Origin of the sequence: Actinomycetospora sp. (assembly GCF_036497245.1) — a bacterium.
Classification (GTDB): domain Bacteria; phylum Actinomycetota; class Actinomycetes; order Mycobacteriales; family Pseudonocardiaceae; genus Actinomycetospora.
On the sequence record NZ_DASXJS010000147.1, the window covers coordinates 15,637 to 30,215 of the forward strand.

The 14,579-nt window shown below is 74.6% G+C and carries 15 protein-coding genes; 6 read left to right on the top strand and 9 right to left on the bottom strand.

Features of this window, described 5'->3' with window-relative positions; genetic code table 11:
• Positions 1 to 43: 43 nt before the first annotated feature.
• Positions 44 to 568 carry a sterol carrier family protein gene (locus tag VGI02_RS15900; RefSeq protein WP_331628486.1) on the bottom strand — a complete coding sequence of 175 codons (525 nt, stop codon included), beginning with the start codon at positions 566 to 568 and terminating at the stop codon, positions 44 to 46.
• Between the two features lie 78 nt (positions 569 to 646).
• Between VGI02_RS15900 and VGI02_RS15905 the strand changes: the two genes are divergently transcribed.
• The gene (locus VGI02_RS15905) at positions 647 to 1,333 is read left to right on the top strand and encodes an SGNH/GDSL hydrolase family protein (RefSeq protein WP_331628488.1); all 687 of its coding nucleotides are present in this window, start codon (positions 647 to 649) and stop codon (positions 1,331 to 1,333) included.
• Between the two features lie 18 nt (positions 1,334 to 1,351).
• Here VGI02_RS15905 and purL read toward each other — a convergent pair whose 3' ends face one another.
• Complete coding sequence (purL, locus tag VGI02_RS15910; RefSeq protein ID WP_331628490.1) at positions 1,352 to 3,694, bottom strand: phosphoribosylformylglycinamidine synthase subunit PurL; 2,343 nt, start codon at positions 3,692 to 3,694, stop codon at positions 1,352 to 1,354.
• Positions 3,695 to 3,966: 272 nt separating this feature from the next.
• Here purL and VGI02_RS15915 point away from each other — a divergent pair, with 272 nt between their 5' ends.
• Complete coding sequence (locus VGI02_RS15915; RefSeq protein ID WP_331628492.1) at positions 3,967 to 4,527, top strand: hypothetical protein; 561 nt, start codon at positions 3,967 to 3,969, stop codon at positions 4,525 to 4,527.
• Here VGI02_RS15915 and purQ read toward each other — a convergent pair.
• The 6 genes from purQ to purB form a co-directional block, all read right to left on the bottom strand.
• Complete coding sequence (gene purQ, locus VGI02_RS15920) at positions 4,511 to 5,191, bottom strand: phosphoribosylformylglycinamidine synthase subunit PurQ (RefSeq protein ID WP_331628494.1); 681 nt, start codon at positions 5,189 to 5,191, stop codon at positions 4,511 to 4,513. The genes VGI02_RS15915 and purQ overlap by 17 nt on opposite strands.
• Positions 5,188 to 5,466: a phosphoribosylformylglycinamidine synthase subunit PurS gene (gene purS, locus VGI02_RS15925; RefSeq protein WP_331628495.1), complete on the bottom strand. Its 279-nt coding sequence runs from the start codon at positions 5,464 to 5,466 to the stop codon at positions 5,188 to 5,190. Before purS ends, purQ begins: the two co-directional genes overlap by 4 nt.
• A gap of 71 nt (positions 5,467 to 5,537) precedes the next feature.
• On the bottom strand, positions 5,538 to 6,488 hold the full coding sequence (locus VGI02_RS15930) for an alpha/beta hydrolase (RefSeq protein ID WP_331628498.1): 951 nt from the start codon (positions 6,486 to 6,488) through the stop codon (positions 5,538 to 5,540).
• 52 nt (positions 6,489 to 6,540) lie between these two features.
• Positions 6,541 to 7,224, bottom strand: a complete 684-nt coding sequence (locus VGI02_RS15935) for a hypothetical protein (protein WP_331628500.1) — start codon at positions 7,222 to 7,224, stop codon at positions 6,541 to 6,543.
• Positions 7,225 to 7,296: 72 nt separating this feature from the next.
• On the bottom strand, positions 7,297 to 8,211 hold the full coding sequence (locus VGI02_RS15940; protein WP_331628502.1) for a phosphoribosylaminoimidazolesuccinocarboxamide synthase: 915 nt from the start codon (positions 8,209 to 8,211) through the stop codon (positions 7,297 to 7,299).
• Positions 8,212 to 8,222: 11 nt separating this feature from the next.
• Positions 8,223 to 9,641, bottom strand: a complete 1,419-nt coding sequence (gene purB / locus VGI02_RS15945) for an adenylosuccinate lyase (RefSeq protein ID WP_331628504.1) — start codon at positions 9,639 to 9,641, stop codon at positions 8,223 to 8,225.
• Positions 9,642 to 9,743: 102 nt separating this feature from the next.
• On the opposite strand from purB, the gene VGI02_RS15950 reads away from it, so the two are divergent.
• The 4 genes from VGI02_RS15950 (at position 9,744) to VGI02_RS15965 (ending at position 13,858) form a co-directional block, all read left to right on the top strand.
• Positions 9,744 to 10,712, top strand: a complete 969-nt coding sequence (locus tag VGI02_RS15950; protein WP_331628518.1) for a threonine aldolase family protein — start codon at positions 9,744 to 9,746, stop codon at positions 10,710 to 10,712.
• Between the two features lie 85 nt (positions 10,713 to 10,797).
• Entirely contained in the window at positions 10,798 to 11,814 is a 1,017-nt protein-coding gene (locus VGI02_RS15955; protein WP_331628506.1) for a thiamine pyrophosphate-dependent dehydrogenase E1 component subunit alpha, read from the top strand.
• On the top strand, positions 11,802 to 12,806 hold the full coding sequence (locus VGI02_RS15960) for an alpha-ketoacid dehydrogenase subunit beta (protein ID WP_331628508.1): 1,005 nt from the start codon (positions 11,802 to 11,804) through the stop codon (positions 12,804 to 12,806). Before VGI02_RS15955 ends, VGI02_RS15960 begins: the two co-directional genes overlap by 13 nt.
• An 11-nt stretch (positions 12,807 to 12,817) precedes the next feature.
• Entirely contained in the window at positions 12,818 to 13,858 is a 1,041-nt protein-coding gene (locus tag VGI02_RS15965) for a hypothetical protein (RefSeq protein ID WP_331628510.1), read from the top strand.
• Between the two features lie 18 nt (positions 13,859 to 13,876).
• Here VGI02_RS15965 and VGI02_RS15970 read toward each other — a convergent pair.
• Positions 13,877 to 14,579: alpha-hydroxy-acid oxidizing protein (locus VGI02_RS15970; protein ID WP_331628512.1), on the bottom strand; the 703-nt coding region annotated here is incomplete at its 5' end.

Consider the following 14,579-nt stretch of genomic DNA (forward strand, 5'->3'; position numbering starts at 1 on the left):
CGTGTCAGCCACCCTGACGGGGGACAGGCCGTCACGGTCCGGATCACCACGCGGCGTCTGCGGCTCGGTCGGGAACCGACCCGGCGGCGGTGCCGGGATCGGGGTCGACATCGTCGTCGGCACCGGTGTCGGGGTCGGTGTCGGATTCCGTGTCGGGTGCGGTGCCGGCGAGGGGCAGCCAGTGACCCACCCGGGGGGCCCGGTGACCCGAGGCGCGGACCACCCCGGCCGCGACGGCATCGTCGAACCCGAGGCGACCCAGCGCCAGTGCACACCACGTCCGCGGGTCCGTCTCCACCACATTGGGTGGAGTGCCTCGCGTGTGGCGGGGCCCATCGACGCAGTGTACTGCGCCGAATGGCGGTACTCGGACTTCGACGCTGCGGCCCGGCGCGATGTGTTCGAGGGCGGCCAGCGACACGCGGACCGCGGTGGAGCGCACCGCGCGGGGAGGTGCGGGCACGGCGTCATCGGCAGCGGGGCCGTCGGGGCGTGCGTCCACCCAGGCCGTGACGTCGGCCAGGGCGGAGCGGACCTCGTCCGGGGCGGGGGCTCGGCGGGTGGACATGGTGCCCCCGAATCTAGGCGGCGACGACGGAGCGCGCCGCCGCCGTCCGTGGCCGCCGCCGGCTGGCAGGCTGGCCCGGTGGTGCGACGCGGGCTCGGGATGCTGCTGCTGGCCGTCCTCGCGGTGTGGGCGCGGGGCCTCGCGGCCGCGATGACCATGGAGGCCGACCACGCGGCCTTCTGGCGCCGCCGTGCCCGCTCGCCGGGCACGGTCACGCTCGTGGCGCTCGGGGACTCGCTGGCACAGGGCCTCGGGGCGATCCACCCGGAGCGCTCGTGGGCGGGCCGGTTGGCCGAGGCGATCGAGGAGCGCACCGGGAGCCGCGTACGCGTGCTGGTCCTGGGCGTGTGCGGGGCAGGGGTCGCCGACGTGCTGCGACTGCAACTCCCCCAGGTGCCCGCGGCCGCGCTCCATGGCGATCCCGGCACGCTGATCGCGCTCGAGGTCGGGACCAACGACGCGTCCGGGGGTACCGACCCGGAGGAGTACCGGCGGCTGCTCACCGAGGTGTGCGCCGCGCTGCCCGCGGGCTCGCTGGTCGGCGACGTGCCCGACCTCCAGCGCGGGCGGGTGCGGGTCGCCGGGGCGCGCCTCTCGCCGGTGGCGCGCGAGGTCGTGGCGGCCCACCCGCGGTTGCGGCTGGTGCGCCTGGAGGCGGCGACCCACCGCCTGGCGCCGTGGGAGTTCGGCCCGGACCTCGCCCACCCCAACGGGCTGGGCTACCGGCGGTTCGGGCGGGCGTTCACGGCGGCGCTGGGGAGCTGACCGGCCGATGGGGGCGGCTCAGTCGTCCAGGGCCGCCGGGAGGGTGGCCGCCGAGAGCGTCGTCAGCTCACCCACGTCCAGCGGTTCCACGTCGCGGATCGCCAGTGCGGTGCCGCCGACCTCGCCGAGACGGGCCGCGGGCTGACCGACCTCGACGCACAGCCGGGCGAGGTCCGCCTCGGCCGACGGCGGCACGGTCACCAGCATGCGGGCCGCCGACTCCGAGAACAGCAGCGTCGCGGTGTCCAGCGCACCCTCGCCGGGGGGTGGCGTGACCGACGCACCGCGCCCGGCGGCCACCGACGCCTCGACCAGGGCCTGCGCGAGCCCGCCGTCGGACACGTCGTGCGCCCCGGAGAACAGCGCGGCCGCGGCGCCCTGCGCCATGACCTCGGCGAGGCGGGCCTCCACGGCGAGATCGCAGACCGGGGGGCGCCCACCGAGGTGGTCGTGCACGATGCCTGCCCACGCCGACCCGTCGAGCTCGTCGCGGGTCTCGCCGAGCAGCCACACCGCGTCGCCGTCGGGGCCGAACCCGTGGGGCACCGCGCGGTGGACGTCCTCGAGGAGACCGAGGACCCCGACGACGGGCGTCGGGAGGATCGCCGTCGTGCCGGTCTGGTTGTAGAAACTGACGTTGCCGCCGGTCACGGGGACGCCGAGCTCGACGCAGCCCTGGGCGAGACCGTCGACCGCCTCCGAGAACTGCCACATCACGCCGGGGTCCTCGGGGGAGCCGAAGTTGAGGCAGTCGCTCACCGCGACGGGCCGCGCGCCGGACGCCGCCACGTTGCGCACCGACTCGGCGAGCGCGAGCCGGGCGCCCTCACGGGGGTCGAGCAGGCAGAACCGGGCGTTGCAGTCGATCGCGAGCGCGATCCCGCGGTCGGAGGACTCGTCGAGGCGGAGCACACCGGCGTCGGCGGGCGTGGCGGCCGCGGTGTTGCCGCGGACGTAGCGGTCGTACTGGTCGGTGACCCAGGCCCGGGAGGCGAGCTGGGGCGACGCGGCGAGCCGGGCGATCGTCTCCGCCAGATCCGCGGGGGTCGACGGGCGGGCCAGGCCCGCCGTCGTGTCGGCCTGCAGGGTGTCCTGGCGCTCCGGGCGGGCGACCGGGCGGGAGTACACCGGCCCGTCGTGGGCGACGGTGCGCGGCGGGACGTCGACGACGACCTCGCCGCCGGCGGTGATCCGCAGGTTCTCGCCGTCGGTGACCTCGCCGATCACGGTCGCCGTGACGTCCCAGCGCTCGCAGACCGCCATGAACGCGTCCACGTTGTCCGGGGTGACCACCGCGCACATCCGCTCCTGCGACTCGCTGGAGAGGATCTCGGCGGGGGTCATGCCCTTCGCGCGGAGGTGGACGGCGTCGAGGTCGACGTCCATCCCGCCGCTGCCCGCGCTCGCGAGCTCACTGGTGGCGCAGGACAGCCCGGCGCCGCCGAGGTCCTGGATGCCGACGACGAGCCCCGCGCGGTAGAGCTCGAGGCAGCACTCGATGAGGACCTTCTCGGCGAAGGGGTCGCCGACCTGGACGCTGGGCAGCTTCTTGTGCCCGCCACCGCCCGCGGACCCGGTGAACGTCTCGCTGGCCAGCACCGACACCCCGCCGATGCCGTCGAGCCCGGTCCGCGCGCCGAAGAGCACGATCTTGTTCCCGACGCCGGACGCGAAGGCCAGGTGCAGGTCCTCGGTCCGCAGCACCCCGACACACAGGGCGTTGACCAGCGGGTTCCCGGCGTAGGTGGGGTCGAAGACCACCTCGCCACCGAGGTTGGGCAGGCCCAGGCAGTTGCCGTAGAAGCCCACACCGGACACGACGCCGGGCAGGACGCGCGCGGTGTCCGGGGCGTCCAGCGGGCCGACCCGCAGCCCGTCCATCACCGCGACCGGGCGCGCCCCCATGGCCATGATGTCGCGGACGATGCCGCCGACGCCGGTCGCGGCGCCCTGGTGCGGCTCGACGTACGACGGGTGGTTGTGCGACTCGATCTTGAAGGTGACCGCCCACCCGTCGCCGACGTCCACGACGCCCGCGTTCTCCCCGATGCCGGCGAGCAGGTGGGCGCGCATCGCCTCGGTGGTGGTCTCGCCGAAGCGGCGCAGGTGCACCTTCGAGGACTTGTAGGAGCAGTGCTCGGACCACATCACCGAGTACATGGCCAGCTCGGCGTCGGTCGGGCGGCGCCCGAGGATCTCGCGGACGCGCGCGTACTCCTCGTCGCGCAGCCCGAGGGCGGCGTAGGGCTGGTCACGCTCCGGGGTGGCGACGGCGAACTCGACGGTGTCGGCCGGTTCCGGGGCGGGTTCGGGAGCGGGGGATCCGGCGGGGGCGTTTCCGGAGGCGGCCTGCGCGGTCACGTCCTCGACCCTACGCACGCGCGTGGGGCCTCGCGGCGCGCGTGCCGCACCCCACGACGAACGTGGCGCAATCGACCTGATCGAAGCTCTCCGGGGCTGGTCAGTGTTCGAAAGGTCACTCGTCGTGTGTCACCGACCGCACATCTCAGTCGCGCTCCGTGTCCTTCGATCGAGTGGCCGTTCGTGGTGTGACTACGACGTCTCGGCGAGATGTCCGCGTGCCGTGTCGGCGAATCCCGGAGATTGTCAGACCCCGGATCCATGATGACGCCATGACCGCAGCCTCCGTCCGCGCACAGTGGGTCGGGTCCGAGCCGGCACGTGCTACCGCCCCGGTGGCGGGGAGCTCCAGCGCGCCGACGGCGGCCTCCTCGCCCGTCGAGGACGCCGCCGGGCCCACCCGGCCCGACCCACTCGCCGCCCTGTCCCTGGTGCTCGACCGTCCGCTCGCCGAGGTCCGTCGCCACCGGCTCGACGTCGCGGGGCGCGTGCCCGCGAGCGTCGCGCCGTACGTCGACGTGTCGCAGGGGATGCTCGAGCTCGTGTTCGACGGGCCCTCCGGACCGGTCGTCCTCGCCGTCGCGCCCGGCGCGCGCGGGGACACGATCGTGCCGGTCCTCCCCGCGCCCGCTCCCGAGCAGGACGACGGACAGGACGTCGGCGACGGCACCCCGTTCGACGAGGTGGTCGGCGACGCGCTGGAGGACGTCGACCGCGTGGTCGGGCACATGGAGCGGCCCGACGAGATGCGCGGGCTGGTCCTGCACCTCGGCGGTCGGATGCTGATGATCTACGCCGACCTCTGGGAGCTGCGGGTCACGCTGCTGCCGTGAGGCGGGCGAGCACCGAGGTGAACAGCCCGAGCCCGTCCGTGCCCGGACCGGTCAGCGGGTCGATCGCGTGCTCGGGGTGGGGCATGAGACCGACCACGCGCCCGTCGTCGGAGCACACCCCGGCGATGTCGTGCAGCGCGCCGTTGGGCGCGGGCTCGGCGTAGCGGAACACGACCCGGCCGTCGTCCTCCAGGCGGGCGAGGGTCTCGTCGTCGGCGACGAAGCGGCCCTCCCCGGACTTGAGCGGCACGGTGATCTCGCTGCCCGGGGCGAGCCCGGAGGTCCACGCCGTCGTGATGTTCTCCACGCGGAGCCGGGTCTCGCGGCAGATGAAGCGCAGCCCGGCGTTGCGCACCAGCGCACCCGGGAGCAGCCCCGCCTCGCAGAGGATTTGGAAGCCGTTGCAGATGCCGAGCACCGGCAGCCCGCGGTGGGCGGCCTCGACCACCGGCCCCATCACCGGGGAGCGCGCGGCGATCGCCCCGGCACGCAGGTAGTCGCCGTAGGAGAAGCCGCCGGGGACGACGACGGCGTCCACGCCCTGCAGGTCGGTGTCCCGGTGCCACAGCGACACCGCCTCGCCGCCCGCGTAGCGCACGGCCCGGGCCGCGTCCACGTCGTCGAGCGTGCCCGGGAAGGTGATGACCCCGACGCGCGCGGTCATGCGTGCGTCCCGGGGACGTCGGCGGCGGTGGCGTCCGCGTCGGACACCCGCCGCACGACCCACTCCTCCATCACGGGGTTCGCGAGCAGCGTCCCGGCGATGCGTTCGAGCTCGGCGTCGGGCACCCCGTCGTCGACCTCGAGGACGAAGTGCTTGCCCTGGCGGACGTCGGCGACGCCGGAGACCCCCAGGCGCCCCATCGCACGGGCCACCGCCTGCCCCTGGGGGTCGAGGATCTCGGCTTTCGGGAGGACGTCGACGATCACGCGAGCCACGCGGCCCACGGTACCGGGTCCACGGATCGGGCCCGCCGGGAAGATGCGGGGCTCACGAGGCCGCAGGCCCGCTACACCGACCGCAGGGCACGCACCCGGGCGGCCATCGCGCGGCGGCTGACCGCGGCGTCGGGGGCGAACACCTCGAACGCGTGCGGCACCCCCGGATGGAGCTGCAGCTCGACGGCCACCCCGGCCCGCTGCAGCCGGGCCGCGTAGTCGACGTCCTCGTCGCGGAAGATGTCGAGCTGGCCGACGTCGATGAACGCCGGCGGCAGGCCGTCCAGTTCCCGCTCGCGTGCGGGTGCGGCGTAGGTCGGGACGTCCGGCCCGCCCGCGGTGTCCCCCAGCAGGCAGCCCCAGCCGGTGATGTTGTCGTCGGTCGACCACATGGCGAACGGCTCGATCTCCGGGTCGGGCGTCGTCGTGCGGTCGTCGAGCATCGGGTAGACGAGGATCTGGGACGCCAGGGCCGGCCCGCCACGGTCCCGGGCCATCAGCGCGACGGCGGCCGCCATCCCGCCTCCCGCACTGTCGCCCATGATCGCGAGACGCGCGGGGTCGACGCCCAGCTCGGCCGCATGATCAGCGGTCCAACGCAGCGCGGCGTAGACGTCCTCGACCGAGGTCGGGTACGGGTGCTCGGGCGCGAAACGGAAGTCGACCGACAGCAGCGGGACGCCCGAGAGGTGGGTGTAGTCGCGGCAGACCGGGTCGTGGGTGTCGATCGAACAGAGGAACATCCCGCCGCCGTGGACGTAGACCGCGAGCGAGCCCGGCTGGTCACCGTCGCGCCGGTAGAGCCGCATCCCGATGCGCGTGCCGTCCTCGGCGGTCGCGGCGTGCTCGGTGACCGTGACGTCGGCCGGCGGGACCCAGCCCGCGGTGGCCGCGCCGATCAGCTCGTCGACGACGGCGCGACGGGTCTTCCAGTCTCCGGCCGGCGGCGGTGTCTGCGCCGCGGCCGCCTCGGCGATCGGCGCCAGCGCCGCGGCCACCTCGGGATCCATCTCCACCGGCATGAGGTGGAGTGCACCACAGAGGTGCGCTTCGTGCTCGTGAGCCGGAGGCCCCCTACGCGGTCGTCGACCACCGCTCCGGGTCCACGGAGCCGTCCGCCGAGCGGCGCGGACGGCGGGCACGCCCGACCAGGTCGCCTACACCGGCCGGGACCGCACCGGAGGCCAGCGCAGCGTCGACCGCGCCGACGAGGGCGCCGTCGGCCACGTGGCCTGCGAGGTGGCGCAGCGCGGGATCGACCACGCGGCGACGGAGCCCGGCCAGCACGGGGGCCGGCACACCGGGCCGCACGACCGGGCCGGCGAGCCCCGCCGTCGGCGTCCCGTCGGGGCCGAGCCGGTGGACGCCGGTGTCGTCGAGGAGCAGGTCCAGGCCCGCCTCGGCGAGGGCGCGCCGGGTGCCGTCGGAGACCGACCACCCGGGCGCCGCGAACCCGTCGACGCCGAGGTCGAGGGCCTCGGCCGAGCGCATCGCCCCGGCGAGACGCAGCCGCGCCTCCAGCACCGGCAGCCTGCGGTAGGGGCGGCCGCCGTCGTGGGCCTCGCGGGTACCGCGCATCAGAACGGTGTCCCCGGCGCGACGGCGGGCGGCCGCGAAGGCGGCGACCTCGGGGTGGGGGCTCGGGCCGACGAGCAGGGTCAGCGGGACCCGGCGCGCGTCGAGGGCGTCGCAGAGCCGGACCGCCGAGGCGAGGGGTGCGCCGGGCGCGAGGCCGGAGGCGGAGACCAGAAGAGGCACCCCGCCATCAGGCCCGACCGACGTGATGGCCGGTGGACCGGCGTGTGAACTCTGGCGCTACGGGCCGGGAAATCACATCGGCGGCGGCCACTGCGCCCCGGTGAGCCGGGTGTAGGCCTCGATGTAGCGCGCCCGGGTCGCCTCGACGACCGGCTCGGGCAGCGGGGGCGGCGGGGCGCCGCCGTGGCGGTCCCAGCCGGACTCCGCCGAGGTCAGCCAGTCCCGGACGTACTGCTTGTCGAACGACGGCTGCGGCACGCCGGGCTCGTAGGCGTCGGCGGGCCAGAACCGGGACGAGTCCGGGGTCAGGACCTCGTCCCCGAGCACCAGCGCCCCCGAGGGATCGACGCCGAACTCGAGCTTGGTGTCCGCGAGGATGATCCCCCGCGAGGCGGCGTACGCCGATCCCCGCTCGTAGATCGAGAGGGTCGCGTCGCGCAGCGCACCGGCCAGATCCGGGCCGACCTGCTCGGCGACGTGGGCGAAGCTGACGTTCTCGTCGTGCTCGCCGGCGGCGGCCTTCGTCGCCGGCGTGAAGATCGGGGCCGGCAGCATGCTGGCCTCGGTGAGCCCGTCGGGCAGCGGGACCCCGCAGATGGCGCCGTCCCGCCGGTAGTCCGTCGTGCCGGAGCCGGCGAGGTAGCCGCGCGCCACGCACTCCACCGGGACCATCTCCAGGCGGCGGACCAGCAGCGCCCGCCCCCGGACCTCCTCGGGGATGCGCTCGTCGCGGACGGCGACGAGGTGGTGGGCGGGCGGCGCGGCCGCGTCGCTGCTGGAGCTGCCCGGCCCGCTCCCGAGGAGCCCGAACCAGAACACCGACAGCGCCGTGAGCACCCGTCCCTTGTCCGGGATGGGGGTCGACAGCACGTGGTCGAAGGCCGAGATCCGATCGGACGCCACCAGCAGCAACGTCTCGCCGTCGACCTCGTAGAGGTCACGGACCTTCCCGGACGCGAGGTGCGGGTAGTCCGCGAGCGTGGTCACGGGCGGCGAGGCTAGAGGATCGGGGCGGGCGCGTAGGCCGCCGCCTCGGGCCGCGCATCGGCGATCTCGGCGACCCGCCGGGCGATCTCGGTGACCTGGGCGCCCGCCGCGCCGACGAAGGCCGCCGGGTCGGCGACGGCGGCCGCGAGGTCGCCCTCGGAGACCCCGAGCCGGGAGTCGGCGGCGAGCCGGGCCAGCAGGTCGTTGCCCTCGATCCCCTTCTCCCGCATGTCCAGGGCCACTGCCCGGGCGTGCTCGGCGACGATCTCGTGGGCGGTCTCGCGTCCCACGCCCGCCCGGACGGCGGCCATGAGGACGGCCGTCGTCGCGAGGAAGGGCAGGTAGCGGTCGAGCTCGCGGGCGATGACCGCCGGGTAGGCCCCGAACTCGTCGAGCACCGTCAGGAAGGTCTCCAGGAGACCGTCGACCGCGAAGAACGCGTCCGGCAGCGCGACCCGGCGCACGACCGAGTCGGACACGTCGCCCTCGTTCCACTGGCCGCCGGCCAGCTCGCCGAGCATCGAGGCGTTGCCCCGGAGCACCACGGCGAGGCCGTTGACCCGCTCGCAGGACCGGGTGTTCATCTTGTGCGGCATCGCGCTCGAGCCGACCTGCCCGGCCTGGAACCCCTCGGTGACCAGCTCCTGGCCTGCCATGAGCCGGATCGTCGTGGCCAGCGACGACGGCCCCGCGGCGAGCTGGACGAGCGCGGAGGCGACGTCGTGGTCCAGGGAGCGGGGGTAGACCTGCCCGACGCTGGTCAGCACCTCGGAGAACCCGAGGTGGGCGGCCGTGCGGCGTTCGAGCTCGGCGAGCTTGCCCGCGTCCCCGTCGAGCAGGCCGAGCATGTCCTGCGCGGTGCCCACCGGGCCCTTGATCCCCCGCAGCGGGTAGCGGGCGATCAGCTCGGTCAGGCGCCGGTACGCGACGAGGGTCTCGTCGGCGGCGGAGGCGAACCGCTTCCCCAGCGTGGTCGCCTGGGCGGCGACGTTGTGGCTGCGGCCGGCCATCACCACCTCGGAGTGCTCGCCGGCGAGCCGCGACAGGCGCGCGAGCACCGCGACCGTCTTGTCCGCGACGAGGCGCAGCGAGTCGCGGATCTGCAGCTGCTCGACGTTCTCGGTGAGGTCGCGGCTCGTCATGCCCTTGTGCGCGTGCTGGTGGCCCGCGAGGTCGTCGAACTCCTCGATGCGCGCCTTCACGTCGTGGCGGGTGCGCCGCTCGCGGGCGGCGATGGAGTCGAGGTCGACGCGGTCCACGACGGCCCGGTAGTCGTCGAGGACCCCGTCCGGGACGTCGATCCCCAGGTCGCGCTGGGCGGTGAGCACCGCCAGCCACAGCTCGCGCTCCGCGGTGACCTTCCGCTCCGGCGACCACAGGTCGCGCAGCGCGGGCGAGGCGTAGCGGGCGGCGAGGACATTGGGGATCACGTGTCCGGAGGATACGGGTGAGGATGGGTACCCGTGACCTCCGTTGACGCCGTGACCCCGGTCGACCTGCGCTCCGACACCGTCACCCGCCCCGGCGCGACCATGCGCGAGGCGATGGCGGGCGCCGACGTCGGCGACGACGTCCTCGACGGCGACCCCACCCTCGCGAGCCTCCAGCGCCGCGTCGCGGACCTGCTCGGCCTCGAGGCGGCGCTGTGGACCCCGACGGGCTGCATGGCCAACGCCATCGCGCTCATGGACCACCTCGAGCGCGGCGACCGCTTCCTGGCCCCCGCGGGCGCCCACGTCCTGGAGGCCGAGCTCGGCACCTCGGCATGGCTCGCGGGCGGACTGCCCGCGCCGCTGCCGCACTCCGCGGGCCCCGGCCGTCCGACCCCGGCCGACATCACCGCCGCGGCGGGCGGCGTCGGACCCTACTTCGGGCTGCGCACCCGGTTGCTCTGCCTCGAGAACACCCACAACGCGGCGGGCGGTGCGGTGACGCCCGCGGCCGAGCACCGTTCGCTCGTCGCGGCCGCGGACGACGCCGGGCTCGCCGTCCACCTCGACGGGGCCCGGCTCTGGCACGCCGCGGTGGCCCTCGACGTCGAGCCCGCCGTCCTGACCGCGGGCGCGGACACCGTCAGCGTCTGCCTGTCGAAGGGGCTCGGGGCGCCGATGGGGTCGGTCGTGGCCGGGTCGGCGGCCTTCGTCGACCGGGCGTGGCGGCTGCGCAAGATGCTCGGCGGCGGGATCCGGCAGGGCGGGGTGCTCGGCGCGGCGGGGCACGTCGCCCTGGACGGCATGGCCGACCTCGCCGACGACCACGAGCACGCCCGCCTGCTCGCCGAGGGGCTGGCGGCCCGCGGCTGGCCGGTGTCGACGCCCGAGACCAACATCGTGCTGGTCACGACGTCGGACCCGGCACCCGTGGTCGCCGGCCTCGCCGACGTCGGGGTGCGCGCCGTCCCGTTCGGGCCGGGCGTGCGGTTCGTGACCCATCGGGACGTGTCGCGGGCCGACGTCGAGTCGGCCCTGGAGCGTGCGGCGGGGCTCCCCGTGCCGGCCTGACCCGGCCCGGCGGGGCGAAGGTCGCCCGATCTGTTGGCTTCCGTGGACGATGCCCCGTGCGACGTGCGTCACTATTTTCGGCCAGGTGGAAGCGCCCGAGGTCACCGCCGTCCGAGCCGAGCGCGCGGCCCCCGACCTGCGGGATCTCTACGAGCGGATGCTGCGGATCCGCCAGTTCGAGGCGAAGGTCGACGTCCTCTACCGCCAGGGCCGGGTCCGCGGGCCCGCTCACCTGGGGCTCGGGCAGGAGGCCATCGCCGTCGGCGTCGCCTCGGCGCTCGGCCCGGGCGACTACTCGCTCGGCACCTACCGCGGACACGCCCACGCCCTCGCCCGCGGCGCCCCCGAGGAGCCGGTGCTGCGCGAACTGCTCGGGCGCGTCGGCGGCATCTGCGGCGGCAAGGGCGGCTCGATGCACATCACCAGCGTCGAGCACGGCTACTACGGCTCGTACGCGATCGTGGGCGGGCACATCCCCACCGCGGTCGGCATGGCGTGGGCGAGCCGCATCCGCCGCGACGGCATGGTCACGGCCTGCTTCTTCGGCGACGGCACGACGAACATCGGCGCCTTCCACGAGGCGGTGAACCTCGCGGCCGTCTGGAAGCTCCCGGTGGTCCTCGTCTGCGAGAACAACCTGTACATGGAGTACACCCCGATCGGTGACGTGATCCCGGTCGAGCGGCCCGCCGCCGACCGCGCCCCCGCCTACGGCCTGGAACCGCTCGTCGTCGACGGCAACGACGTGGCCGCGGTCCGCGAGATGGCGCTGGCCGCCGTCGAGCGCGCCCGCCGCGGGGACGGGCCCTCGCTCGTCGAGGCCGTCACCTACCGGCTGGGCGGGCACTCGGTGGCCGACGGCGGGGCCTACCGCCACCCCGACGAGGTCGCCGCCGCCCGGACCCGCGACCCGCTCGTGCGGCTGGCGACCGAGCTGGCGCAGTCCGGCGCGATGGCCGTCGAGGAGAGCGACGCCCTCGTCGCGCAGGTCAAGGGCGAGATGGACGCCATGGCCGTGCGGGTGCTCGCCGAGCCCACCCCCGACGCCGCCGACGCGTGGACCGGCATGTGGAGCGACGGAGGGGCGACGTGGCGCAACTGACCTACCGCGAGGCCGTGGCCGCGGCGCTCGAGCAGGAGATGGCGCGCGACGAGACCGTGGTGCTGCTCGGGGAGGACGTCGGGTCGGGCGGGGTCTTCAAGACGACCGCCGGGCTGAAGGACCGCTTCGGACCGGAGCGGGTCTGGGACACCCCGATCTCCGAGCAGGCCATCGCCGGCGCCGCGATGGGCGCGGCCGCGGCCGGGCTGCGGCCCGTCGCCGAGATCATGTTCTCGGACTTCTACGCGACGTGCTGGGACCAGGTCGCCAACGAGATCGCCAAGGCCTGCTACATGACGGGCGGCCAGCTGCGGATGCCGCTGGTCATCCGCGGGACCAACGGCGGCGGGCTCGGGTTCGGCGCACAGCACAGCCAGTCGGTCGAGAACTGGGCGATGTGCGTCCCCGGGATCAAGATCGTCTCGCCGTCGACCCCCGACGACATGTGGGGCCTGCTCGCCGCGTCGATCCAAGACCCGGAACCGGTCCTGGTCTTCGAGCACAAGGCACTGTTCGGGACGAAGGCCGAGCGGCCGGAGCACCCCCACCTCGTTCCCCTCGGGAAGGCGGCCCTGCGGTGCTCCGGTGACGACGTCACGCTGATCGGCCTCGCCCGCACCGTCGGGATGTGCGAGCAGGCGGCCGCCGCGCTCGCCGAGGACGGGGTCGCCGCGGACGTCCTCGACCTGCGCTGCCTCGTGCCGCTCGACGCGGCCGCGGTCCTCGCGTCCGCGCGGCGCACCGGCCGCGTGGTGATCGTCGAGGAGAACCCCGGCCAGCTCGGCTGGGGCGCGGGCGTCGCCGCGATCCTCGCCGAGGAGGCGTTCGACGACCTGCGCGCACCGATCGTCCGGGTCTCCGGCGGCAATGTCCCGCTGCCCGTCGCCGCCGCCATGGAGGCGGCGGTCATGCCGTCGACCGAGAAGGTCGTGTCCGCCGCCCGGGGCCTGCTCGAGGGACGGATCCCAGCCGCAACCACAGCCCGAGCCTGAGGAGACAGACCATGCGGATTCGGAACGAGGATGTCCTGCTGCCGGTATCGGCGGTGTCCGCCTTCCCGAGGCCGCACTGGCTGCAGGGACGGATACTCGGCTGCGGGACCGAGCCCACCTACCGCAGCCACAACCTGCGCGTGGCCTACGAGGACGCCTGCAAGCTCACCGCGCGGGAGCAGGAGCTGGCCGGGCTCGACATCCTGTGCGATGGCGCCCAGTACTACGAGTGGGAGGCACCGGGCTTCCAGCTCGAGCCGATCTTCCACTTCATCCCGGAGAACCTCGGCGGGATCGACAACTTCGGCCCGCCCGGCGACGGCGCGAAGTACCAGCCGTTCTACAAGGGCACGGTGCACAGCAAGGTCGAGTGGGTGCGCCCGATCTTCGAGGCCGTCGCCTACGCGATGCGCAACGCCACGGACCGCCCCTTCAAGGTCGCCATGCTCGGCCCGGCGCAGCAGTCGATCATCCTGAACGACCAGCACTACGGCGACGGCGTCGCGCTCGCCAAGGACATCGCCCGCGCCCTGAACAAGGAGCTGCACTACCTGCAGGACATGGGGATGGAGGCCGTCCAGCTCATCGACGTCCTGCCGCCCTACACGCAGGACATGTGGCAGATCGAGTGCCAGCAGATCATGTTCGAGGGCATCCACATGACCAAGTTCTGGCACGTCTGTTACGGCAGCGTCGACGGCCAGCGGGACATCTTCGACAACCACGCGGCGGGGATGATGCCGTTGTTCCGGGAGTCGCCCTGCGACGTGATCCACCTGGAGTTCACGAACAAGGACTTCGTCGAGCTCGAGGCGTTCGCCGACTTCCCCGGCGACAAGGTGCTCGGCGTCGGCGTCGTCGACGCGAAGAACACGATGGTCGAGCCGGTCGAGCAGATCGCCGACCGGATCCGGCGCGCACTGAAGGTCATCCCCGCCGATCGGCTGCTGGTGGCCCCCGACTGCGGGCTCGGCTACTTCAGCCGCACCACCGCGTACGCGAAGCTCCGCAACATGGGCCAGGCCGCCCGGGAGGTCCGCGCCGCGCTGTGACGCCGCGCCGGCGCGCCCTCAGGGCGCGCCGGCGACCACGTCCTCGGCGGCGCGCAGGTCGGCGAGATCGCGGTAGCCGGCCAGGGCGAGGGTGGTGTCCAGCTCCGCGAGCAGGCAGCGCACGACGTGGTGCACACCCGCCTGGCCGCCCAGCGCCAGCCCGAACGCGAACGGGCGTCCGACGAGCACCGCGTCCGCGCCCAGCGCGAGGGCGACCGCCGCGTCGGCGCCGGTGCGGATCCCGGAGTCGAAGAGCACCGGCACCCGCCCCGCGACGGACGCGACGACGCCGGGCAGTGCGGACAGCGCCCCGATCGCCCGGTCGACCTGCCGGCCGCCGTGGTTCGAGACGATCACCCCGTCGATCCCGTGGTGCAGCGCGAGCCGCGCGTCCTCGGCGCGCTGGATGCCCTTGACGACCATCGGTCCCTCCCACTGCGCCCGGATCCGGTCCAACCGGTCCCACCCCCACGCGGTGCCGGTGAACAGGCGCTGCCGGTGGCGGACCGCCGCCCCCAGGTCCTCCTCCGGGGGGCGGGCCAGGCCGGCGCGGAAGGCCGGGTCGGAGAACGGGATCGCCGTGCCCACCCCGCGGAGGAACGGCAGGTAGGCGCGGTCGAGGTCGCGGGGGCGCCAGCCGAGGGTCCAGGTGTCGAGGGTGACGACGAGGACGGTGAACCCGGCCGCCCGGGCACGGGCCAGCAGACTGGCGGTCACGTCG